This is a genomic window from Stenotrophomonas rhizophila (assembly GCF_020857975.1).
GTDB lineage: Bacteria > Pseudomonadota > Gammaproteobacteria > Xanthomonadales > Xanthomonadaceae > Stenotrophomonas > Stenotrophomonas rhizophila_C.
On record NZ_JACWUO010000014.1, the window covers coordinates 75,503 to 98,423 of the forward strand.

A 22,921-nucleotide genomic window follows, 5' to 3' on the forward strand; every position below is an offset into this window, starting at 1 on the left:
TGCTTCCCGGCATTTCAAATGGACTATTGAAATAATGCTGAATGTGATCACGGACCGGCTGCCACGCTTCATGCCTGCGTTTCGCTTTGCCGCCGCGATGGGCCTCTCCATCACTATGGTGTTCGCGGTGTCCATGGCGTTGATGGTGGCATCAATGATCGGCGGCGTCCGTTCGATGGATTTGACCTTCAAGATCGCCGAGCCGGCGGGCAAGCCGGGCGTCCGCGATGGCAGCGCGGTCTATGGCACAGACGCCCGGCACGGAATCACCTGCGCGGACGCATCGGCCGCCATGGGCGACGGGCACTGGTGGATCCGTTGCAAGTTCGCTGCCGAGGAATCCGCCTTTGGCACGGACTACCTGGAATCGCGCGGGCTCACGTGGGACGGAGCGGCCGCAAACGTCGTCATTCGCCCCATCGGTGGGGCCTGGGTGCACTACCTGGTTGCCGCATTACTTGCGTTGATACTAGGGCTGGCCTGGAGCTGGCGCGACCGCCAACGATGGCGACGGGAGCTCCAGTGGATCTGGGCGCACCGGAAAACCGCCGTCGTGGCGCTCCTGCTTCCGGCGGCAGCCGCATTCTCCCTGTCCACGGTGACCTACCTGTTGACCGGTGCAGCGGCCATGCCGCCTGCCATGGCAAATGCAGTGCCGCGCGAGTACCTGTTGCCGATGTTCATTGCCATCGTGGTAGTGGCACCGGTGCTGGAAGAGCTGCTTCATCGTGGCGTGGTCTTCGACCTGCTCAGCCGGCGGGTGGGCGTCATTGCCGCAGCGGGTTTGGGAACGGCGCTGTTCGTCGGGATGCATTTCCTAGGCGAGTCCGGAAACGTGGAGCCCATCCGCCTGGTCTCACTGGTCACTTTCTCGCTGGCGATCTACGCGGTCCGGGTGCGATGCAACTCGTTGGTCCTGTGCGTACTGGCGCACATGCTGCTGAACCTCATCGTCTTTGCAGCGATAGCCTTGGGCACGCAAGCTTGATCTGCCAACGGGATCTGCGCGGTGCATGGCACTGATATTGCGCAAAAAAAGATATCCAAGGCCAGGACGTTGTATCTATTGCCTGGGTTTGGCCCACAGGGAATCAACATACATCCCAGTCCACGCTGCCTGCGTTCAGTGCATGGGCACGAATGGTGGAAAGGGCGTTCTCGAGCATGTCATAGGCAGATACCGCGCCCGAAACCGCAGGCCCCGCGGTCAGCACCAGGTGCTCGACATCCACGCGGCCGGCACTGCTCAATGTCACGCCAAGCTTCAGCGTGGTCGTTCCGGAAGGAATGTAGAGCTGCACTTCCCTGGCTTGTGGACCCGCGCCGGCATACACCGGCGCGCCAGCGGAGTTCGCAAAAGCCAACCGTCCTTGGGCGCCGTCCGCTCGGACCCAGAGCGCGGCGGTGCCTGCGCCATCCCTGACCAGAAGGGTGCCGGCCAAGCGCACTTCCCGCCCCTGGAAGGGACCGGCATCCAGTGAGGTGACAGCGCCAATAAACTTTTCGGTGCCGGTCGATTCAGCGGACAAGGTGAGTGCCGCACCACCGGTCTTCAGAATATCGCCCGAACCGGCGGTGATCGGCGCTGGTGCCATTCCAGACGGTGTGCGCCGACGCTCCGCCGCTGAGCAGCGCCAGAAGTAGAAATACCGCTGCGCGGTTCATGGTCAACATCCTTGTTCGCCTTGAAACGCCATCCTAGTTCAAGCCCACTCCGTCCGCTAAGTGGTGTGCAGACGCTTGGCGCGCTGCACCCGTGACGACGACCTGACGAGATGAACCCGGGTGCCTAGCGTTCTGTTCTGCTCATGATGCGCTCATACATCGCCTGCCGCGTCAGTGCGTCTTCGAGTCGATCCAGCGAAGCGATCAATTCCCCCGCCTCCGCGGTCAGTTCGAGCGCAACCGCATTCAGGGTTTTCCAGAAGGGCCCCATTCGCTCCACAAGCTTGCGGCCAGCCGGGGTGAGCTTCAACAATCGGCGTCGGGCATCCATCGGGTCGGACTTGGATACGACGATCCCAGCCTTTTCGAGCGAGCTCCGGGTCTGGCTCACCGAGACGTGAGTGATTCTGAGCGCAGCGGCGAGCTCGCCAACCGTTGAGGGTCCGTTGATCACAAGCTGATTGAGAACACCGAACCAGCGCTGCTCGAACTTGACCCCCAGCGCGGCATATGCCCGCGTCGTGTCGCCGTCGATCAACTCCGACACCCTTCGCAACCGCGCGCCGAGCCCTGCCCCGCCCAAGCTGCGGGAGTAATCGTTGGTGCTGCCGTCGGTCGCGCTCATGGTTGACTATATGTAGGTGCCTACATATATTGGAACTCATTCCTGGTGTCGAGGTCAACCCGTGACGCACGCTTACCTGTTACAGAGACGACGCCTCATTGGCGCCGGCATGATTGCGCTCATGGCGCCCACGCTGGGCAGTGCGCGGGACGACGGTGCTCACGCCCCATTCGAAGCACTCGATGCCTTCGTTGCAGAGCAGATGCGCCAGGCCAGCATTCCCGGGCTCGCGCTGGGCGTGGCCTCCAACGGGGCCGTTCGCTTCGTCCAAGGCTATGGCCATGCCGATATCGAACAGCGCCGCCCGGTGACGGCCGAGACCATGTTTCACATCGCCTCAGTCACCAAGACGGTCACTACTGCGGCCATCATGCAACTTGTCGATGCCGGCAGATTGAGCCTCGATGAGGCCGTAGGCGGCTACCTTGACTTCCCGCTGCGCAATCCACACCACCCGGATGTGTCGATCACGTTCCGACACCTGTTGATGCATACCTCCAGCATCTCCGATGCGAACTACTACGCGATCGACTTTCGGCAGCGGGGGCGCGATTCCACGATACCCCTGGCCGAATTCCTGAAGGACTACCTCGCGCCCGGTGGCCGGGCGTATTCCAGGGACACCTGTTTCTCCCAGGACATGCCGGGTGCGGCATGGGACTACAGCAATGTCGGCTACGGGCTGCTGGGCTATCTCGCCAGCCGGATCGCCGGTCAGGACATGCGCGAGCAGACGCGCGAAAAAATCTTCAGGCCCCTTGGCATGGGCCACACGAGCTGGACGATCAGTGGTACCCCGGCCACGCTTGGGGCAACGCCTTACGATGACGTCGATGGTGTTCTTGCCGCTGTCGAGCCGGTCGGTTTCCCCGACTGGGCCACAGGGATGCTGCGATCGTCCATCGGGGATTTCACCCGATTCGTGGCCGCATCGGCAAACGGCGGCGTTTTCGGGAACGCCAGGATCGTCAGTGGAGCGGCCATGGCGCAGATGCTCACCATGCACACCCCGCCGAAACTGCCTGACTGGCTGAGCGGTCAAGGGCTGGGCTGGGTGACCTCCAAGCTGGATGGCCGCGACATGCCGAACCATTGGGGCGGCGACCCGGGCGTCTTCACGGCCGTGTACATGGACCCTCCGAACCGCACCGGAGTCGCGATCTTCACCAATGCCACCGTTTCAGCAGCGAGAAAGACGGCCGTAAAGAACATTGCGAGCCGTCTACTCGGCACTCGACAGCGATGAACCTGCGTTGGCGGGTCCGGAGCTCCACGCTCCCCACCGTTCGAGGATACGCTGGCAGAAAGTAGTTTGTGCCAGATCGCTACTTCAAGCTTGTTGCACGTGGGGCGGCCGAGGCCTCCGCTTGCCGTTGGCCAAACGCTATGCCCGCCGCGCCTTCGCTGCTGCAGGTGAGATTCATGGCACAGACGAAACCCGTTCTGGTTGGCACCCTGGCGATAGCTGTACACGCCGTGCCGGGCAAACGCATAGGACGCCTGCCAGCATCTGCTCACGCGATGGCCCGGGAGTGACACTGTCGCCCGCCCGGGCAAACAGAGCCTTCCCGCGACATTATCCGCTGTTCCTGCATAGGCGCTAGACTGATAATTCATGCCAAGGACGGGGTTGGTTGGTCAGATGCAAGCGCAGAATGACTCGAATCGGCATCGGCACCGTCTTGGTCGATGGATACTGCTTGCCATCGCCTCGGTGGCGACGTTGGCCTTGCTCCTGGTGCTCGGCCGGATTCTATCGACGGTTCCAAAACCGTGGCGCGAGGGGATCCGCAACGTCGGGCCACCATGTACGCAGAGCTTCAGCCGCTCGCCGCAGTCGCCAGCTGGCGCGGATATCAAGGTGGCGACAGATCCTGGGAAAGTCTGTGGCTACGCGTATGCCATCCGAACGGCGGAGAACGAGAGTACGCAGTATGTGCTCACCCTGGCCGGGGGCAACGTCGACGCCAAGTCGACGGTTCTGGTCTCGCTCACCGCTTATGATGGCCTGCGCAAACTGGACCGGGTGCGTCGCAGAATCCAGGGTCCTGCCAACCTGGAAAACATGCAGTTGGTCGTCGATGTATCGCCACGCGCGACCCTGGTCGAGGTTGTCACATCGGTCCGCGGCGGTGGCGGGTATGCGTTGCAGGGAGTCACGTTGCTGCCCGCAGGCAAGGCCGCCACATCCGGGGTGACGTTGTACCGGGAGGCGGTGGATCTCATTGCGGCCCATGCGCTGAACGTCGCCAACCTGCCGCCCGACTTTCGTACGCGCTGGCAACCGCCCGAAGATGCCACCCCGGGCGAGGCACGACGTGCCATTGGCCAGGTACTGAAGGCGTTGGGCGACGGGCACAGCTTCCTGCTGGACCCCGATCGCCTGGCCTCCCTGCCGCGCCAGGAGCAAGCGACATTCAAGCTGGCGCGGTTCAAGCGGCTGGGTGCGAACATTGGCTATGTCGAGGTACCGGGATTCCTCGGTAACGACCCCGTCCTTCGCCAGCGCTATTCAGCGTCGATCACAGAAGCCCTGCAGGCAGGTACCCGTGCAGGCGTCCGTGGCTGGGTGCTGGATCTTCGCGGCAACACCGGCGGCAACATGTGGCCGATGCTTGCGGGCCTTGAGCCCCTGTTGCGCAACCAGACGTTGGGTTGGTTCCAGCGACGCGATGGAAGCCGGCGTCCCTGGCGCAATGAAACAACTATTGGCGCCGATGAATTGCAAGGTCTGGCCCAGATGCCGGTCGCGGTGCTTACTTCAGGCAGGACCGCAAGTTCTGGCGAGGCCGTGGTCGTCGCCTTCCGTGGCCGCCCCCATACACGCAGCTTCGGTACGCCCACCGCTGGCGTTGCAACAGGCAATGCGGGTTATCGGCTCCAGGACGCGACAATGCTGCAGCTGACCACGACATCGTTCGTTGATCGCACGCAGCACGTTCACGGCGGCCCGATTCAGCCAGACGAACGTGTTGGTCTCCTTACCTCAGGCGACGAGACCGAGGCCCAGGCGATGCGCTGGTTGGGAACACAGGTCAACGTTCCGTGAGACTGCGCGGCCGACTGCTTTCAGGCAGGAGCGGACTTCGTCCGGTCTTGGTCCGGACGGCAGGGGCTGCGCTAAGGAAGCACTGTTGACGGCACGACGCGATACGCGATCGCGCTACCCTGGCTTTCGGTAGGCGGCAAGGAAGAGCCTGATGACCGCACCGGCACCCCGCAACGAATCCATCCTGTCCAGCAAGGTCAGAAAGACTTCGGCATGCAGGCCGGCATCGGGCGAACCCGACGCCGAGAATGCGGCCTCCAGTTGCGTCCGTTGGCGATCGAATCGGCGCTCCCAGCCCGCCATGATGTGCGCGGGAACCGCTTCGCCCTGGTGGACCGCGCGGGACAGGGCCCGGTAGGCGTCACTGCGGGTGACCTGCTCCAGGCCTTGGGCCATCGACCACAGCAGATCATGCAGACCGGCGGTATCTGACCCGATCGCGCCCACCGCGCGTTCGACGCTTGCCAGCCAACGCTGCAGGACCGCTGCGGCCAGCAGTTGCTTGCTGCGGAAGTGCGCGTAGAGGGTGACCTTGGTGGCCTCGCACTCCGCTGCAATCAACCCCATGCTGCAGGTGTCCACGCCGTGCCGGGCGAACGCACGCGACGCGGCTTCCAGGATCTGCTCACGGCGCTCGCTGCGGATGCGGTCCCAGCGCTGCGCCCGCGGTTCAAGGGCCATCGACGCCGGCTCCGGCTAGGGCCAGCGCTTGAACAGCACGCTGGCATTGACCCCGCCGAAACCGAAGCCATTGGACAGCGCATGTTCGATCGCAGCGGGCATCGCATGCGGCCCGGCAATGCTCAGGCCTTCGGCCAGCGCGTCAGGCACGGCCAGGTTCAGCGTGGGCGGCACGATCTGGTCGCGCAGCGCGAGCACGGTGAACGCCGCTTCGATGCCGCCGGCCGCACCCAGCAGGTGCCCGGTACTGCCCTTGGTGGAAGTGATGTGCAGCCCGGGGGCGGCGCCGAACAGGGCGCGGATCGCGGCCAGCTCGGCGCGGTCGCCGACCTGGGTCGAGGTGGCATGCGCGTTGAGGTGCTGCACCTGCGCCGGATCGATGCCCGCCTGCCCCAGCGCCTGGGCCATCGCCCGCCGCGCGCCCGAACCGTCTTCGGGCCCCGCGGTGAGGTGGTAGGCGTCGGCGCTGGTGCCATAGCCGACCAGTTCGGCCAGCGGCGTAGCGCCGCGGGCCAGCGCATGCTGCAGTGATTCGATCACCAGCAGCCCGGCGCCTTCGGCCATGACGAAGCCGTCGCGGCCCTGGTCGAACGGCCGCGATGCGGCCTGCGGGTTGTCGTTGTAGCCGGTGGACAGCGCCTTGGCGGCCGCGAATGCGCCCAGCGACACGCGGTGCAGCGCCGCTTCGGTGCCGCCGCAGACGGCGATATCGGCCTCACCGGCGCGTATCATCCGCGCCGCATCGCCGATGGCCTGCACGCCTGCCGCGCACGCGGTGACCGGCGCGCCGATCGGGCCCTGGAAGCCGTTGCGGATCGATACATGGCCGGCGGCCATGTTGCCCAGGAACGACGGCGCGGTGAACGGCGACAGCCGGCGCGGCCCCCGCAGCCGGGTGGTTTCCACCGCCTCGGCGATCGCGCCGAAGCCGCCGATACCCGAGGCGATCACGGTCGCGGTCCGGCTGCGTTCGGCCTCGGTCGCCGGCGCCCACCCCGCCTGGGCCAGCGCTTCCTCGGCCGCGATGATCGCGAACTCGATGAAGCGGTCCATCTTGCGCAGGTCCTTATCGCTGATGCTGGCCCGGCGGTTGTAGCCGGTCAACGGGTCTTCGTCCACGCCACGCACCCGGCCACCGATGGCCACGCCCACGCCTTCGCAAAGCTCGGCCGGCAGCGCGGTGATGCCCGAAGCGCCGGCCAACAACTTCGACCATACCGCGTCGGTGCCGGTGCCCAGCGGGGAAACGATGCCGATGCCGGTCACCACGATCCGTACATTGTTGGCGGTAGGCATCACTTCGCTCCCTGCGCCGCGTCGGCGCGGATCTTGAACCAGATGGAATACATCGCCGGCAGGAACACCAGGGTCAGCACCGTGCCGGCGATCGTGCCGCCGATGAGGGTGTAGGCCAGCGTGCCCCAGAACACCGAGTGGGTAAGCGGGATGAAGGCCAGCACGGCCGCCAGCGCGGTGAGGATCACCGGCCGCGCCCGCTGCACGGTGGCTTCCACCAGCGCCTGGCGCGGGCCCATGCCTTCGTGCTCGTTATGGTGGATCTGCCCGATCAGGATCAGGGTATTGCGCATCAGGATGCCCGACAGCGCGATCAGCCCGACCAGTGCATTGATGCCGAATGGCTGCTGGAACAGCAGCAGGGTCGGCACCACGCCGATCAGGCCCAGCGGGCTGGTCAGGAACACCATGACCATCGCCGACATCGAGCGCACCTGCAGCACGATGATCAGCAGGGTCACCGCCAGCATGATCGGGAACAGCGGCAGCATCGCCGCCATCGCCTTGCCGGACTCTTCGATCGCACCGGCTTCGGTGATGCGGTAGCCCTTGGGCAGCGTTGCACGCAACGGCGCCAGGGCCGCCGTCATCGCCGCCGACACATCCGGTGGCTGCAGGCCTTCGGCAATGTCGCCGCGCACGGTGATCGTCGGCACCCGGTCGCGGCGGCGCATCACCGGCTCTTCCATGCGCACCTCCAGCGTGCCGATCTGCGACAGCGGAATGCGCTGGCCTGCGGCACCGGTCAGGGTGAAATCCTGCACCCTGGCCGGGTCCAGCCGGGTGCTGCCAGAGGAGCGCGCAAGCACCTGCACCGTGCGGATGTCCTCGCGCACCGTGGTCACCGGCACGCCGTTCAACAGGAACTGCAGCTGCTGGGCCGCGCTGCTGGAGCTCAGGCCCACGGCCTGCAGGCGGTCCTGGTCCAGGCTGAAGTGCAGCGCGGGCGTGCGTACGCCCCAGTCGCGGTTGACCGTGCGCATCATCGGGCTGGCCTGCAGTTGCGTCTCCACCGCGTCGGCGATGCTGCGCAGCACCGCCGGGTCCGGGCCGCTCACGCGGTAGGCCACCGGGAACGGCGAATACGGGCCGAACACCAGCTGGCTCACGCGTACCCGCGCTTCCGGCGCCAGCCCGGCGGCCACCGCTTCGCGCAGCCGGTGCTTGAGCGCCTCGCGCTGCTCTTGGCTGTCGGTGCGGATGACGATCTTGGCGAACGCCGGGTCGGGCAGCTCCGGCGACATCGCCAGGAAGAAGCGCGGCGCCCCCTGGCCAATGTAGGCCGTGACGATGCGCGCTTCCTTCTGCCTGGCAAGCCAGGCTTCCACCTTCGCCGTGGCCGCGCTGGTCTGGGCAATCGCGGTGCCGTAGGGCATCTGCACTTCCACCAGCACCTCGGGGCGGTCGGAGATCGGGAAGAACTGCTTCTTCACCGCGCCCATGCCGGCAATGGCCAGCGCGAACAGCACCACCACCGCGCCGGCCACCAGCCACTTGCGCTCGATGACCCGGCCCAGCAGGCGGCGGAAGCGGTTGTAGCGCGGGGTGTCGTACAACGCTTCGTGGCCGCCTTCCACCGGCGTGAGCTGCGGCAGCAGCTTCACCCCCAGGTACGGCGTGAACACCACCGCCACCACCCACGAGGCGATCAGCGCTATGCCGACGATCCAGAACATGTTGCTGGTGTACTCACCGGCGGTGGAACGCGCGAAGCCGTTGGGCATGAAGCCCACGGCGGTCACCAGCGTGCCCGACAGCATCGGCGCGGCGGTATGGCTCCATGCATAGGCCGACGCGGCCACGCGGCTGAAGCCCTCTTCCATCTTCACCACCATCATCTCGATGGCGATGATGGCATCGTCAACCAGCAGGCCCAACGCCAGGATCAGCGAGCCCAAAGTGATGCGATCGAAGTTCTTGCCGGTGGCGGCCATCACCAGGAACACCGCCGCCAGGGTCAACGGCACCGCGGCGGCCACCACCACCCCCACCCGCCAGCCCATGCTGACAAAGCACACCAGCATCACCACCACCAGCGCCACGAAGAACTTCACCATGAACTCGTTGACCGAGGAGCTGATGTTGTCCGACTGGTCCGTCACCTTGCCCAGCGACATGCCCAGCGGCAGTTCGGCGTTGATCTGCGCCACTTCGCCGTCCAGCGCCTTGCCCAGGTCCAGGCCGTTCCAGCCATCGCGCATCACCACGCCCAGCAGCAGCGCAGGCTCGCCACCGTTGCGGATGAGGAAGCCGGCCGGGTCCTCGTAACCGCGCTTCACCGTCGCGATGTCGGCCAGCTTGAGGGTCTTGCCGGCGGAAACAATCGGCGTGTTGCGGATCTTGTCCAGCTCGTCCAGCGCGCCATCCAGGCGCACGAATACGGTCGGGCCATGGGTTTCCACCGAACCGGCGGGGGTCAGCGCGTTCTGCCCGTTAAGCGCGGCGAACACCTCCTGCGGGCTGATGCCCAGGGTGGCCAGGCGCTCGTGCGAGAACTCCACGAAGATGCGCTCGGGCTGCTCGCCGATGATGTTGACCTTCTTCACCCCCGGCACGTGCAGCATGCGCTGGCGCAGCACTTCGGCATCACGGACCAGCACGCGCTGCGGCTCGCCCCTGGCCTTGAGCGCGAACAAGGCGAAGGTGACGTCGGCATATTCATCGTTGACCATCGGCCCGATCACGCCGGCCGGCAGGTTGGCCGCTTCGTCCTGCAGTTTCTTGCGCGCCTGGTAGAACTCCTCCTGCACCTGCGCCGGCGGCGTGCTGTCGAGCAGGCTCAGCGTGGTGAACGCCAGGCCGGGGCGGGTGAAGGTCTCGCTGCGGTCGTACCAGCGCAGCTCCTGCAGCCGCTTCTCCAGCTTTTCGGCCACCTGGTCCTGCATCTGCTGGGCGGTGGCGCCCGGCCAGGCGGTCACCACCGTCATCACCTTCACCGTGAACGCCGGATCCTCAGCGCGGCCCAGCTTGAAGAAGGAGACGATGCCGGCCAGCGACACCAGCAGGATCAGGAACACCGTGATGGAGCGTTCGCGCACGGCCAGCGCGGACAGATTGAAACCGCTCACGGTGCCGGCGCTCCGGCAGCTGCCGCGGCAGTGGGCTCAAGCACGCGTACTACCTGGCCTTCGCGCAGCAGGTGCGCGCCCAGTGCGGCCACGCGGTCGCCATCCTTCAGGTTGCCGCTTACATACGCACTGTCATCGGAGATGCGCAGTACCTGCACCGGCCGCCAGCTTGCCTTGGCCGGCTGGCCGTCGATCCGCCATACGCCGGTGCCCTTGCCGCCATCGTTGAGCCCGGCCAGCGGCACCCGCACGCCGTTGCCCACCGCCGCGGTGCCCGGCGTGGGCAGTTCCAGCACCACCGTGGCGCCCAGCGGCGCCGGCTCGCCCTGGGCGTCCAGCACGTAGCGCGCCTCGAAGGTGCGCGAGAGCGGATCGGCCGCGCTGGACAACACCCGCAGGCGCGCCGCAATAGGCGGGCCGGCATGGCCGAAGATGCTGGCCGTGGCCACCGAACCCAGCGCCGGGCGCAGGGTTTCCGGCAACTGCACCACCGCCTCGCGGGGGCCGGAACGGGCCAGCCGCACCACCACCTGGCCGGCGCCTACCACCTGTCCCGGCTCGGCCAGGGTCTGCGACACCACGCCATCGGCGTCGGCCAGCAGCAGCGCATAGCCACTGGCATTGGCCGCCACCGTTGCCTGTGCCCTGGCCGCGCGCAGCTCCGCCTGCGCGGTCTCCGCCGCGGCCTTGATCTGGTCATAGGCCGAGCGCGACACCACCTGGCTGGTGGCCAGCGTGCGGTAGCGCAGTTCGTCCTGCGCGGCCTGGGTGGCGCGTGCCTGGGCGGCGGCCACCGCCTGCCGCTGCGCGCTTGCGGCCAGTTCCAGATCGGCCGGGTCCATGCGCATCAAGGGCTGGCCACGGGTCACCGGCTGGCCGGCATCCACCAGCCGCGCCAGCACCTTGCCGGATACCCGGAAGCCCAGGTCGCTCTGCACCCGGGCCTGCACGGTACCGGTGAAGGCACGGGTCTGGCCGGCACCGGCACGCACCGCCTCCACCCTCACCAATGGCGGCTCGGTGCGCGGATCGGCCGGCGGGGTGCCGCCACAGGCGGCCAGCGCCAGGGAAAGGACGGAAAGGGACAGAAAGCCTGAAGAACGATGCCGCAGCATGGAAGCACCCGGGAAGGGACTGGTCAGGCCGGCATTGTTGTTCCTAGTGACTAATTATGTCAATGGTCACTATCCATCAGAATCAGGGTGACAGGCTTCTCAGGATCAGGCTGGACAGCTGCACCGGTGCGTCCTCGCTGTATTGCAGGCTCTGCCGCAGCAGCAGCGGGTTCAGGTACGGGCGCATCACCAGGTAGATGGCCTGCGCGGCTTCGTCCAGCGGCGTCTTGCGCTCGAAGTCGCCCGCCGCCCGGCCCCGCTCCAGGATCTTCTGCAGGTGCCCGCGCACGCGGGCCTCGTAGGCCACGGCGGTGGGCCAGCCCTCGGAGGCGGCGGCCACGGCGATTTCGTACAGCTTGCGGTCCTGGTTGAACAAGGCCACGCTCGCTTCGACGGCCACGCGGAACATGCGCCGCAACTGTTCCGGCGCGCTGTCGGTGCTGGCGATCGCCGCCTCGATCTGCAGCTCGATCCCGCGCAGGCAGGTATGGCAGATCGCTTCGCCGATCGACTGCTTGGAGGCGAAGAACTTGTAGATGTAGGCCTTGGAAAAGCCGATCGCCCGGGCCAGGTCCGACACGGTGGTCTTCTCGTACCCGTAGTGGCTGAAATGCTCGGTCGCGGCGGCAACGATCTGGTCACGGACCTCATGGTCCCCAGGGCCCCGCGCGGCGGGCTGAATCTCGGTTTCGGTGTTCATGCGGCTACTGTAGCGCCGCCCGGAAAAGGGGGCAAATAGTGACCGTCTAGAATACTAGTCACATATAAGAGCGCAGCCAGGCGCGGCTGTAGGTATCGAACCCCATCCGAGCAGGTTCCACGTTGAGCGAGCCGGTGAGGCGGGTCCGGCTCCCGGTCCGGACCCACTCTGGACCCATGTATGGGGCGAAGCCACCCGCCCGGCCCTGCCGTGACGCCGACCCGCCGTGTTCCGGCAATGGTCAATCCCCACCGAACGGACAGCAGTGCCATCCCTGCTGTCGTCGCGCCCACGCCTCCAGATCCCTGTCGTAGCCCATGGCCACCGGATCGCGCCCGTCGGTCAGCTTCGTCGGCTGGCCGACGTACTCGCGCATCAAGCGACCAAGCACCTGGTCAGCACCCCGGTGTTCGCGCGCCGCCGCAGCCTGGAAGCGCGCCTGCAGTCCCGCTTCCACCTTTACCTGCATCACCACACTGGTGTTCATGGCGCGCTCCCCCTACGGACCATCGAAGTGGCTTTCGCTTCCCTAGCGGCGCGCTGCAGCTTTCTGGGGATCTTCGCCGGCACCGGCGCCGGGCGCTCGATCACCGTCAGAGTGATGCAGCCCTGCCGTGCCTCGATCTTCAGACGCGAGCCCACGTCGAAGCCCAGCTTGTCCAACCAACGGCCGCGCAGGCGCAGATACGGCACCACCTCGTCGCGGCCGTATTCCTCGCGGATCGGATACAGCGCCGCACCCACTTTGCAGCGGTGGGTCGAGCGGGCATAGGGTTTGCGTTTGGGGGGCTCGAAGAGCGGCGAGTTGGCCCACGACGTCAGCATGTTGCACCTCCTGTCAGGATCGCCCTCGTCGGGATGGCGAGGGTGTCGGGAGGCTAGAACCGCAGAGAGCCGGCGGGCGTATTCCCACTAGGGTGTTGTATTAGCCGCCCTCCCGACGGAGGAGGATCAACTTTATCTCTCTGGGAGGTTCTAGGCTCCGATGTACACCATGCGCGATGGTGCAGAAGATGGGAAATCGCTTGTTTCTGTTGATTCGGACCGGTTGGTTGAACATGCCTACGCCAATGTCGCAACTTGCACTGTCAGTGTTTTCAAAGTCCGCTAGAACGCGGCGCGGCGCGGCGCTCATCGTCATGTCCGTGGCGCGATCGCACCACAAGCATCGCCACCTGCCGAGTGCGGCATGGCCTCTGTCGGCCAGAAGCAGACATAGGCCAACGTAAAGCTAACCGGCCTGCGTTGCTTTTTGCACATGCTCGGTTGAGCGCAATGTTATGTCGCCGGTGAGGCCCCGCTTCTTTTTCAGAAGCTCCAACTTTTGAGAAAGCGTAAATTGCGATGCTGCCGCCAGTTGTTCCTTGACTCGGCACAAGAGCGGCCAGTAGTCACGGTGAAATGCTTTCTCCGGGGATTCAACTAACGCCTCGACGATTAGGCAGAGTCCTTCACAACCCTTCTTGAGAAGGTCGAGTTTCACCAAATCAAGGTTCGCAAGCGAACCGGTCAAGTCTGTATTCAGTGCCGTGTTCTTGTTATTCAGCGCAACTTGCCACTGCCCGTGCGCCACTTTGTTACGAAGTTGGCTCGGGGTTTCAATGTATGCCTTGATAAGGCGACTGAGTTCTTGCTTTACGTTCGGAACATAGTTGCCATTTCTCGAACGAATCTTTCGTAGTGCAAGCGCTACACATTTTTCCCAGGCAGAGACAATGCTGCCCCGCTCCCCTGCTGTCTTGATTTGACGAATCTCGTCTAGCTCAAAGCAGTGCGGTGTGTGGACTAATTTGGAAAATGCCGCCTCAGACCATGCACAGTAGGTAAGAGCCAAGACCTTTGTCTGTAGCTCAACTGATGCTTTGTTGTTCGCCAGGAGGTCGCGGTGAATACCGCGTTTTATGTGCTTCCAGCCCTGCTCAAGAACTCTCAGGTTCGCTGTCTGCGCTTGGAAGACTTCAAGCTGCTGCTTTCTGTTCATATCGTTCCGTGCAGGTAAAGAACACTATCGTTTCAAATGCTCTTTACCTGCCCGGAATCGAACCGGGAACCTGCAGATTGCCTCTGCAGTGCCTTACCATATTCGGCCACAGATCCAAGGCAAGGATAACTCGTATGCCATACGCGTGGCAAGTGGTGCGGCATGACTACACGGTAGCCGGACCCGTGGGGTCAGGTTATACAACTTATCCACCGCGCCGTATGGCGGTCTATGCCCTAAGCCGACTCGATCTTAGAATGGCGGCATCCTGAGGACAAGTCGACGTTGGCCCGTCCCAGCGAGCTTACCTGGGTGCATTTCATGAGCCGCGAAGAAGCACTTAAGAATGTTCTTCGTGCCGAAGTGGGCCTGACCTACCCCGATAAATCGTCCTCATTTCCTGCCACGCCGGGTATACGCTTTCAGCCAAAAGGAGCGAGTAGGTCGGAGGCAGCAGCGGTCCTCACAGTCCCAATGCGTTCGTGCCACAAAGCCAGTGCGCACTGAGCGATGCTGTGCGACCCTAGAACCTCTAAGCTTCACTGATCGAAGGTCGGTGATAGGACTGAGCGTGAAGCAGCGATACGAGGGTCTCAACGGCGAAGCCCTGCCGAGAGTGGTGCCATTGCCGGTCGAGCATGTGCTGCAACGCTACCGCGATGTGTGGGTACCGATCGATACCTATCCATATTTGGCTGTCGATACGAAGCGGGTTGATGCGCACTGTCAGGACATCGGCAACTTCGCGGTGTTCGCGGGCGGTCGCCTGATGCAGAACCTCCGGCCCGAAGAAGGCGGCAGCCGTTTGATCTCGGGAATGATGGGCAGTGGCGTCGATGCCGGACTCTCTCCCGAATCAAAGGTGGTTGTGGAGGGCATGGCCAATCCACGCGCGCATTGGATCATGAACTTCAATGACGCGTTCGCCGTTGGTATGCATCCATTCGCTGCGCTTCACACGCACTACATCTACGTCGACGGGAACGGTAGCTACCAGCGCAAATTTGCCGAATTGGTGATCGTCGACCGGCATAGTCGGCCGCGGTGCGCCCTAGTCGACTTCGACCCGCTGGCAGAGATGGCACTGACGTTTCATCTTGAATATATCAATGAGCCGCGCGACAGGTCATGCGACATGGTTCGCTTGACGACGTTACTCGATGCAATGTTCGTGGAGAACGAGAAGATCCTCACCGCAGCGACCGCGCACCACTGCGAGCACGCGCCGCTGGAAAAGCCGTTCGACTATGTTGCACCAACGCTGACCCGTTACGGCCGTCTAACCCACGACGCTGGCGGGCAGCCACGGATCGAGCTGTCGTTCGCGCTGCTGCACTACGAAAAGGCGTTGCGCGAGTTCGACTCGCTCAAGGCGGCGGCGGCGAAGAAAGACACCGAGGCCGCGTTCGTCCATGGCGTCTACTGCGTGGTCGCCATTGCAGCCTGCGTCGAGGCTACCGGCAACCGACTCGCGTTCTTGCAGACTGGCGTTCATCCTGACCACCGCGACAAGCGCCAGCCGCTGCACAAGATCAACGATGCTGGCGCGGCACTCGCGCAGGCCGCAGGCCGCGCGTTCGTGCCGATCGTGGCCGGGCGGCCGATCTACCATTCGCTGGAGCGGGTGCGCGAGCTGCGCAATGCCTTCATGCACGCCAAGGAGCGCGACGAGGAAGTCGATCCGGTAGCGCTGACCTCGACCGTGTTCACCGCCGTCGACGAGAGCCGCTGTCGGGACTACCTGCACCACCTGCGCCTAGCCGTTGCTCATGTGTTTGACCAACTCGCGCCTGAGCATGCCGCGCCGATCGTGACGCGCGGTAACGTCGATTGGCTCGGCGGGATTGAGGTGCCTTAGAGGTCAGCGCGCAAAGCCACGGACTGCCCGACCCCGACCTCGCGCGACCTGAGGCTGCCCGTTGTTGAGGGCCCTTGCGGGCAAGCGGTGGCAATCAGTGCCCATATTGAGTCATTCCGCCCCGTAGAACGACGGCTTTCGGCCAGAAGCGGACATCAGCCGACATCCCCAATAGCATCCCCCACGAGCCATCACCCCTACCCCAACCGCCCCTCCCGCAACCGATAACTCCGATGCACGATGCCCTCCGGCAATGCGTCATGCGTAATCATCAACAAACTCCGCCCGCCCAGCGCGGCCACCATGTCATGCAGCAACGCATGCGCGGTATCCACGTCCAACCCCTCGGTGGGCTCGTCCAGCAGCAGGATCGGCGCGTCGCGCAGCAGCGCGCGCGCCAGGGCCAGGCGCCGCGCCTGGCCGGCCGACATGGTGGCGCCGTTTTCGCCTACCCAGGCCTGCAGGCCGCCCAACTGCTCGGCCCAGCCCTGCAGCCGCACGTCGGCCAATACTTGCCATAGGCGGGCATCGCCGGCATCGGGATCGCCCAGGCGCAGGTTGTCGGCGATGCTGCCGGCAAATACCGGGGCGTTCTGCGGCAGCCAGGCGATCTGGCGGTGCCAGTGGTCCTGGGCGAGGTGGGCGATGTCGATGCCGCCGTAGCGGACCCGGCCGGCGTCGGGGTCCCACAGCCGCAGCAGCAGCGCCGACAGCGTGGTCTTGCCGCTGCCGCTGTCGCCGCCGATGGCGATGCGTTCGCCTGGCTGCAGTTCCAGTTGCACGTCCTGCAGCAGCGCGCGCGCCTGGCCCGGCCAGCGGAAGGCGACGTTGTCGAAACTCAGTGTGGCGGCCTGCGCCGGCAGCGCGACCGGATCGGTCGGTTCGGCTACGCCGGGGGCCTGGTCGACGATGGTTTCCAGCCGCACCGCCGCCACCCGGCCGGACAGCCAAGATTGCCAGGCCAGGCCGATGCCGGCCCACAGTTCCAGCAGGGCCACGGTGAGAAACACCAGCGCCGCGGCCAGTGCGGCGTCGATGGCGCCCTGCTGGAAACCGTGCAGGGCCAGCCACAGCATCGCCACCAGGCCGGCGGCGGCGCACAGGCCGTGCAGCGCGTTGCCGCGGATCAGCCGCCAGCGGCGGCGGCGGTCGCGCGATTTGAGTTGCTTGGCCGCTACCAGCACGCGCTGGTTCCAGTGCTCGCCGGCCTGCAGCGCGGCCAGGTCGGCGGCGCCTTCCAGCCCTTCGAAAGACTGGGTGCGCAGCTGCGCCCGATGCAGGGCGCGGTCGCGTTCCTGTTCGCCGGCGCCGCGCACGGTCAGCCAGGGCACGCCTATGCCGATCAGCAGCGCCAGCACCGCCAGCAGGGCGGCGGCGGGCGGGTAGATGATGCCGGCCGAGACCACGGCCACCACCGAGATGCCGGCCAAGGCCAGCAACGGGCCGATCGCGCGCACCAGCAGGCCGTCCACTTCGCCGATGTCCGACATCAGCCGCGCCAGCAGTTCGCCGGTGCGGATGCCGGCCAGCCGCGCCGGGGCCAGCGGCAGCGCGCGGCGGAAGAACCACACGCGCAGGTCGCGGGCGATGCGCAGGGTGACGTCGTGGCCCACCAGTTTTTCGAAATAGCGCGAGACGATGCGCGCCATGGTCAGGCCGCGGATGCCGGCCGAGGGCGAGAAGAAATTGAAGCCGCTGCCCAGCCCGGCCGCGCCGGCCAGCGCGGCGGCGGTGAGGAAGCCGCCGGACAGGCCCAGCAGCGCGGTGCCGGCCAGCATGGTGGTCCACAGCAGCAGCAAGGTCAGCAGCAGGCGAGCGCGGTGGCGGGTGAACACGTCCTTGAGGGTATCGATACGCGGCGTGTTCATGCCGGCAGCTCCGAGGCGTGGCGGGCGCCGCTGGCGGTGAGGGTCAGGCGGGTATCGGCCCAGCGCATCGCCGCTTCGCTGTGGGTGGCGATGACCACGCTGCGCCCGCGCGCGAAGGCAGCCAGGGTGCGCAGCAGGTCGGCTTCGGTGTCGGCATCGAGGAAGGCGGTGGGTTCGTCGAGCAGCAGCAGCTGCGGGTCGCGCAACAGCAGCCGGGCCAGGCCGATGCGGCGTGCTTCGCCGCCGGACAGGCCAAAACCGCGTTCACCGATCACCGTGTCCAGGCCGCGCGGCAGCGCGGCGGCAAAGCGCATCACCTGCGCCGCTTCGGCCACCGCGTGCAGGTGCGCGTCGGTGGCGCCGGGGGCGGCCAGACGCAGATTGTCGGCGATGCTGCCGTGGAACAGGTAGGGGCGCTGGCCGGCATAGCCGATTTCCAGGCCCGGGCGCAGCACGATGCTGCCCGAGCGTGGCGGCAGCCAGCCGGCCAGGGCTTCGAGCAGGGTACTCTTGCCGCTGCCGCTGGGCCCGACCAGGGCCACGCGCTGGCCGGCCTCGATCTGGAACGACAGCTGCCGCACCACATCGTGCGGCGCGCCCAGCGGGCGCAGGCTGAGCTCGCGCACCTGCACCGGCGGGGCATGCTGTTCCAGCAGCTCGGGCGCGCGCGGCAGCGCGGCCGGCGCCTCGCTGGCCGCGTCGGCCGCCGGCAGCTCGCCCAGCAGGCGCTCCACTTCGGCCGCGGCGGCCAGTGCGTTGGCGCGGTCGTGGTAGTGCGCGGCCAGCCGCCGCAGCGGCGCGTAGAACTCCGGCGCCAGCAGCAGGCAGAACATGCCCACGCCCAGCGTGGGCACCTGCGCGTGCAGCGACATCAGCCCCAGGTAGCTCAGGCCCAGGTACAGCGCCACCATGGCCACGCTGACCGAGGCGAAGAACTCCAGCACGGTGGAGGACAGGAAGGCGATGCGCAGCACTTTCAGGGTGCGCTCGCGCACGCCTTCGGCGGCGGCCTCCACCCCGGCCAGTTCGGCCTGGCCGCGTCCGTACAGGCGCAGCAGGCCCAGGCCCTTGATGCGGTCGGCGAAATGCCCGCTCATTCGTGCCAGTTCGCCCAGCTGCGCGCGCCCGGCCGCTTCGGCGCCCCAGCCGACCAGCATCATGAAGAACGGCACCAGCGGTGCGGTAAACAGCAGGATCAGCGCCACCACCCAGTCGGTCCAGGCCACTGCCAGCACGATCAGCAGCGGTACCACCACCACTTCGATGCGCACCGGCTGGTAGCCGGCGTAGTAATTTTCGATCGCATCGGCGTGGGCCAGCATCAGCTCGCCCAGCTCGCCGGTGCGTTGCTGGCGCAACCACAGCGGCCCGCGCCCGAGCAGCCGCCGGTAGACCCGCTCGCGCAGGGCCAGCCGCGCCGCATCGGCCACGTCGCCGGCGGCAGCCTGGGTGGCGCTGCCCAGCAGGGTGCGCACCGCCAGTACCACCAGCAGGCCCAGCAGCACCGGGGTGGCCTGGGCCAACGGCCGGTGCTGCACCAGCACTGCCTGGATCAGCCAGGCGATCGCCGCGGCCTGGCCGATCAGCAGCGCCCCGGACAGGCAGATGCACACTGCCGCCCAGCGTTGGCGGCCGCGTGCGGCCTGCCCCAGCCCGCCCAGCCATTGCAGGCGCTGGCGGCGCAGGGTGGCCGTTTCAACGGCGGTGGCGTCAGGGGGTATGCTCAAAACAGGTCACTGGCGGCCACGGGGAGGTTCCGGTCGATTGTAGGGGCTCCCGGGGCGGGGCCGCTGCGGCACTCGGTCGCAGGCCCGGCCCGGCTGCATACGATTCCTTCGCGGGATCGTTTGTACATTGATCTGGATCAAGGCCTTTTGAAGTTGTCGGTCACAGAATTGCGCTGTAGACCCCCTTCCCGCCACCTGTAACGGCAAAACCCACGAGGTAGCCAGGCCATGATCGATCAGACAGTCGTAGAACTGTCACGGCTGCAATTCGCCCTGACCGCGATGTACCACTTCCTTTTCGTCCCGCTCACCCTGGGCCTGTCGTTCATGGTGGCCATCATGGAGAGCGTGTACGTCATGACCCGCAAGCCGGTCTGGCGGCAGATGACCCTGTTCTGGGGCACGTTGTTCGGCATCAACTTCGCCATCGGCGTGGCCACCGGCATCGTGATGGAGTTCCAGTTCGGCATGAACTGGTCCTACTACAGCCACTACGTCGGCGATATCTTCGGCGCGCCGCTGGCCATCGAAGGGCTGATGGCGTTCTTCCTGGAAGCCAGCTTCATCGGCCTGTTCTTCTTCGGCTGGAAGCGCCTGACCCCGGTCAAGCACCTCACCGTGACCTGGCTGATGGCGCTGGGCACCAACCTGTCGGCGGTGTGGATCCTGATCGCCAACGGCTGGATGCAGAACCCCACCGGCGCGGTGTTCAACCCCGAAACCATGCGCATGGAAGTGGTGGACTTCGCCGCGGTGCTGTTCAACCCGGTGGCCCAGGCCAAGTTCGTGCACACCGTCAGTGCCGGCTATGTGACCGGCGCGGTGTTTGTGATGTCCATCAGCGCGCTGTACCTGCTGCGCAACAAGCACAAGGACATGGCCCGGCGCTCGTTCGCGGTGGCGGCCGCGTTCGGCCTGCTGTCGTCGCTGTCGGTGGTGGTGTTGGGTGACGAGAGCGGTTACGCCGCCAGCGAACACCAGAAGATGAAGCTGGCCGCGATCGAAGCGATGTGGGAAACCGAGCGCGCCCCGGCCGATTTCACCGCCTTCGGCATCCCCAACCAGGCCACCCACACCAACGACTACGCGATCAAGATCCCCTACCTGATGGGCCTGATCGCCACCCGTTCGCTGGACCAGCCGATCCCGGGCATCCTGGAACTGGTGGGGCGCGCGGAGAACCGCATCCGCGGCGGCCAGATCGCCTACGGTGCGCTGGAGCGCGTGCGCAAGGACAAGAACGATGTGCAGGCGCGCGAGATGTTCGACCGCCACTGGCAGGACCTGGGCCACGGCCTGCTGCTCAAGCGCTACCGCGAGGACATCCTCAACGCCACCCCGGAAGAAATCGCCAAGGCGGCCATGGATACCGTGCCACGCGTGGCACCGCTGTTCTGGACCTTCCGGATCATGGCCGGGCTGGGCTTCTACCTGATCGCCTTCTTCGCGCTGGCCTTCTACTTCTCCTGCCGGCACAACTTCCAGGACAAGCGCTGGTTCCTCAAGCTGGCGCTGTGGTCGCTGCCGGCACCGTGGATTGCGATCGAATGCGGCTGGTTCGTGGCCGAGTACGGCCGCCAGCCGTGGGCGGTGGATGGCGTGCTGCCCACCTTCTACGCCGCATCGGGCCTGGCCCTGCATGAAATCCTGACCACCCTGGCGGTGTTCACCGGGCTGTACACGGTGCTGCTGGTGATCGAGGTCAAGCTGATGCTGAAGGCGATCCGCACGGGCCCCGACGACATCCTGCCCTCGCTGCAGGCCGATATGCGCCCCGCCCCCCACACTGCCGCCGCCCCCGGCCAAGCCTGAGGCAGGAGAATCCAGATGGAATTCATTGCACTTGATTACACCACGCTCCGCGTGATCTGGTGGCTGCTGCTCGGCATCCTGCTGGTCGGCTGGGCCGTCATGGACGGTTTCGACCTGGGCGTAGGCACCTTGCTGCCGTTCGTGGCCCGCACCGACGACGAGCGCCGGCTGGTGATCAACACCGTCGGCCCGGTCTGGGAAGGCAACCAGGTTTGGCTGGTGCTGGGCGGCGGCGCGATCTTCGCCGCCTGGCCGCCGCTGTATGCGGTGAGCTTCTCCGGCTTCTACCTGGCGGTGTTTGTGATGCTGTTCGGGCTGATCCTGCGCCCGGTCGGCTTCAAGTACCGCAGCAAGATGCCCAGCAAGCGCTGGCGCGACACCTGGGACTGGGTGCTGTTCGTCGGCGGCCTGCTGCCGGGCCTGATCGCCGGCGTGGCGGTGGGCAACGTGCTGGTGGGTGTGCCGTTCCACTTCGATGACAGCATGCGCATCTTCTACACCGGTTCGTTCTTCGCCCTGCTCAACCCGTTCGCGCTGGTGGCCGGCCTGGTCAGCGTGGCCATGCTGGTGTCCCACGGCGCGGCCATGCTGGTGCTCAAGACCGACGGCCCGGTGGCCGAGCGTTCGGCCCGCTACGGCAGCATCGCCGCGCTGGCCAGCGTGGTGCTGTTCGCCGCTGCCGGCGCCTGGGTGGCCTTCGGCCTGCCCGGCTACCAGATCACCTCGCAGGTGGTGACCGACGGCCCGACCAATCCGCTGCTGAAGACCGCCGAGATCGGCGCGGTGGCCGGTGGCTGGCTGCGCAACTACAGCAGCATGCCGGCCACGCTGGTGTTCCCGCTGGTGGGCCTGCTCGGTGCGCTGGCCAGTGCCTTCCTGCTGCGTGCCCGTCGCGGCGGCCTGGCCTTCATCGCCTCGGGCGCGTCCATCGCCGGCATCATCCTGACCGTCGGCTTTGCGATCTTCCCGTTCCTGCTGCCCTCCTCCAGCCAGCCCGTTTCCAGCCTCACCGTCTGGGACAGCTCGTCCAGCCACCTGACCTTGTGGATCATGCTGCTGGCCACGGCGATCTTCCTGCCGATCATCATCGGCTACACCACCTGGGTGTACCGGGTGATGAAGGGCAAGACCACCGCCGAGGAAATGGGCGACAACCCCAACGCGTACTGATTGCCCGGGTACCGGCCAATGGCCGGCACCGCCCCCGTCATTAAGTTAGGAGATTGACCATGTGGTATTTCGCCTGGATCCTCGGCGCAGGGCTGGCCTCGGTCGTGGCCATCCTCAACGGCATGTGGTTCGAAGCCCGCGAGAGCAACCGCGCCGACGACGAACTGCGCTGAAACCGTAAAAAAAGGTTGCCGATACGGTCTTCACGCCGTATTCTTGGCGGCTCCTTCGGGGTGTAGCTCAGTCTGGTAGAGCGCTACGTTCGGGACGTAGAGGTCGCAGGTTCGAATCCTGTCTCCCCGACCA

The 22,921-nt window shown here is 65.9% G+C and carries 19 protein-coding genes and 1 tRNA gene; 8 read left to right on the forward strand and 12 right to left on the reverse strand.

What is annotated here, in order from left to right; all coding sequences use genetic code 11:
- Positions 1-34: 34 nt before the first annotated feature.
- A complete protein-coding gene (locus IC535_RS13875; RefSeq protein WP_228886815.1) occupies positions 35-988 on the forward strand; it encodes a CPBP family intramembrane glutamic endopeptidase in 954 nt (317 codons plus the stop codon).
- A 103-nt stretch (positions 989-1,091) separates the two neighbouring features.
- Here the strand turns inward: IC535_RS13875 and IC535_RS13880 are convergent, their stop codons facing one another.
- Positions 1,092-1,595 carry a hypothetical protein gene (locus IC535_RS13880; RefSeq protein WP_228886814.1) on the reverse strand — a complete coding sequence of 168 codons (504 nt, stop codon included), beginning with the start codon at positions 1,593-1,595 and terminating at the stop codon, positions 1,092-1,094.
- A 194-nt stretch (positions 1,596-1,789) separates the two neighbouring features.
- Entirely contained in the window at positions 1,790-2,290 is a 501-nt protein-coding gene (locus tag IC535_RS13885) for a MarR family winged helix-turn-helix transcriptional regulator (protein ID WP_228886813.1), read from the reverse strand.
- Between the two features lie 121 nt (positions 2,291-2,411).
- On the opposite strand from IC535_RS13885, the gene IC535_RS13890 reads away from it, so the two are divergent.
- Complete coding sequence (locus tag IC535_RS13890) at positions 2,412-3,536, forward strand: serine hydrolase domain-containing protein (RefSeq protein WP_228886812.1); 1,125 nt, start codon at positions 2,412-2,414, stop codon at positions 3,534-3,536.
- Between the two features lie 396 nt (positions 3,537-3,932).
- Positions 3,933-5,339 (forward strand): S41 family peptidase, encoded by a 1,407-nt coding sequence (locus IC535_RS13895; protein WP_228886811.1) that lies wholly within the window; start codon positions 3,933-3,935, stop codon positions 5,337-5,339.
- 114 nt (positions 5,340-5,453) lie between these two features.
- Here the strand turns inward: IC535_RS13895 and IC535_RS13900 are convergent, their stop codons facing one another.
- The 8 genes from IC535_RS13900 to IC535_RS13935 all read right to left on the reverse strand — a co-directional run bounded on the left by IC535_RS13900 (position 5,454) and on the right by IC535_RS13935 (position 14,180).
- Complete coding sequence (locus tag IC535_RS13900) at positions 5,454-6,020, reverse strand: TetR/AcrR family transcriptional regulator (protein WP_228886810.1); 567 nt, start codon at positions 6,018-6,020, stop codon at positions 5,454-5,456.
- A gap of 15 nt (positions 6,021-6,035) precedes the next feature.
- On the reverse strand, positions 6,036-7,316 hold the full coding sequence (gene fabF / locus IC535_RS13905) for a beta-ketoacyl-ACP synthase II (protein ID WP_228886809.1): 1,281 nt from the start codon (positions 7,314-7,316) through the stop codon (positions 6,036-6,038).
- Complete coding sequence (locus IC535_RS13910) at positions 7,316-10,384, reverse strand: efflux RND transporter permease subunit (RefSeq protein WP_228886808.1); 3,069 nt, start codon at positions 10,382-10,384, stop codon at positions 7,316-7,318. Before IC535_RS13910 ends, fabF begins: the two co-directional genes overlap by 1 nt.
- Positions 10,381-11,499: an efflux RND transporter periplasmic adaptor subunit gene (locus IC535_RS13915; protein ID WP_228886807.1), complete on the reverse strand. Its 1,119-nt coding sequence runs from the start codon at positions 11,497-11,499 to the stop codon at positions 10,381-10,383. Before IC535_RS13915 ends, IC535_RS13910 begins: the two co-directional genes overlap by 4 nt.
- An 82-nt stretch (positions 11,500-11,581) precedes the next feature.
- Positions 11,582-12,199, reverse strand: coding sequence for a TetR/AcrR family transcriptional regulator (locus tag IC535_RS13920; protein ID WP_228886806.1), 618 nt, complete (start codon positions 12,197-12,199; stop codon positions 11,582-11,584).
- A gap of 241 nt (positions 12,200-12,440) precedes the next feature.
- Positions 12,441-12,686, reverse strand: coding sequence for a hypothetical protein (locus tag IC535_RS13925; protein ID WP_228886805.1), 246 nt, complete (start codon positions 12,684-12,686; stop codon positions 12,441-12,443).
- Positions 12,683-13,024: a SymE family type I addiction module toxin gene (locus IC535_RS13930; RefSeq protein ID WP_228886804.1), complete on the reverse strand. Its 342-nt coding sequence runs from the start codon at positions 13,022-13,024 to the stop codon at positions 12,683-12,685. The genes IC535_RS13925 and IC535_RS13930 overlap by 4 nt, the downstream gene beginning before the upstream one ends.
- A gap of 406 nt (positions 13,025-13,430) precedes the next feature.
- Positions 13,431-14,180, reverse strand: a complete 750-nt coding sequence (locus IC535_RS13935; protein WP_228886803.1) for a hypothetical protein — start codon at positions 14,178-14,180, stop codon at positions 13,431-13,433.
- A 571-nt stretch (positions 14,181-14,751) separates the two neighbouring features.
- Between IC535_RS13935 and IC535_RS13940 the strand changes: the two genes are divergently transcribed.
- On the forward strand, positions 14,752-16,038 hold the full coding sequence (locus tag IC535_RS13940; protein ID WP_228886802.1) for a hypothetical protein: 1,287 nt from the start codon (positions 14,752-14,754) through the stop codon (positions 16,036-16,038).
- Positions 16,039-16,235: 197 nt separating this feature from the next.
- Here the strand turns inward: IC535_RS13940 and cydC are convergent, their stop codons facing one another.
- Both cydC and cydD read right to left on the reverse strand, forming a co-directional pair.
- Positions 16,236-17,906: a thiol reductant ABC exporter subunit CydC gene (gene cydC / locus IC535_RS13945; protein WP_228886801.1), complete on the reverse strand. Its 1,671-nt coding sequence runs from the start codon at positions 17,904-17,906 to the stop codon at positions 16,236-16,238.
- On the reverse strand, positions 17,903-19,633 hold the full coding sequence (cydD, locus tag IC535_RS13950; RefSeq protein ID WP_228886800.1) for a thiol reductant ABC exporter subunit CydD: 1,731 nt from the start codon (positions 19,631-19,633) through the stop codon (positions 17,903-17,905). The genes cydC and cydD overlap by 4 nt, the downstream gene beginning before the upstream one ends.
- A gap of 228 nt (positions 19,634-19,861) precedes the next feature.
- Here cydD and IC535_RS13955 point away from each other — a divergent pair, with 228 nt between their 5' ends.
- The 4 genes from IC535_RS13955 (at position 19,862) to IC535_RS13970 (ending at position 22,921) form a co-directional block, all read left to right on the forward strand.
- Positions 19,862-21,445 (forward strand): cytochrome ubiquinol oxidase subunit I, encoded by a 1,584-nt coding sequence (locus IC535_RS13955; RefSeq protein WP_228886799.1) that lies wholly within the window; start codon positions 19,862-19,864, stop codon positions 21,443-21,445.
- Positions 21,446-21,460: 15 nt separating this feature from the next.
- Complete coding sequence (cydB, locus tag IC535_RS13960; RefSeq protein ID WP_228886798.1) at positions 21,461-22,615, forward strand: cytochrome d ubiquinol oxidase subunit II; 1,155 nt, start codon at positions 21,461-21,463, stop codon at positions 22,613-22,615.
- A 59-nt stretch (positions 22,616-22,674) separates the two neighbouring features.
- Positions 22,675-22,788, forward strand: coding sequence for a cytochrome bd-I oxidase subunit CydX (gene cydX / locus IC535_RS13965; protein ID WP_228886797.1), 114 nt, complete (start codon positions 22,675-22,677; stop codon positions 22,786-22,788).
- 56 nt (positions 22,789-22,844) lie between these two features.
- A tRNA-Pro gene (locus tag IC535_RS13970) sits at positions 22,845-22,921 on the forward strand.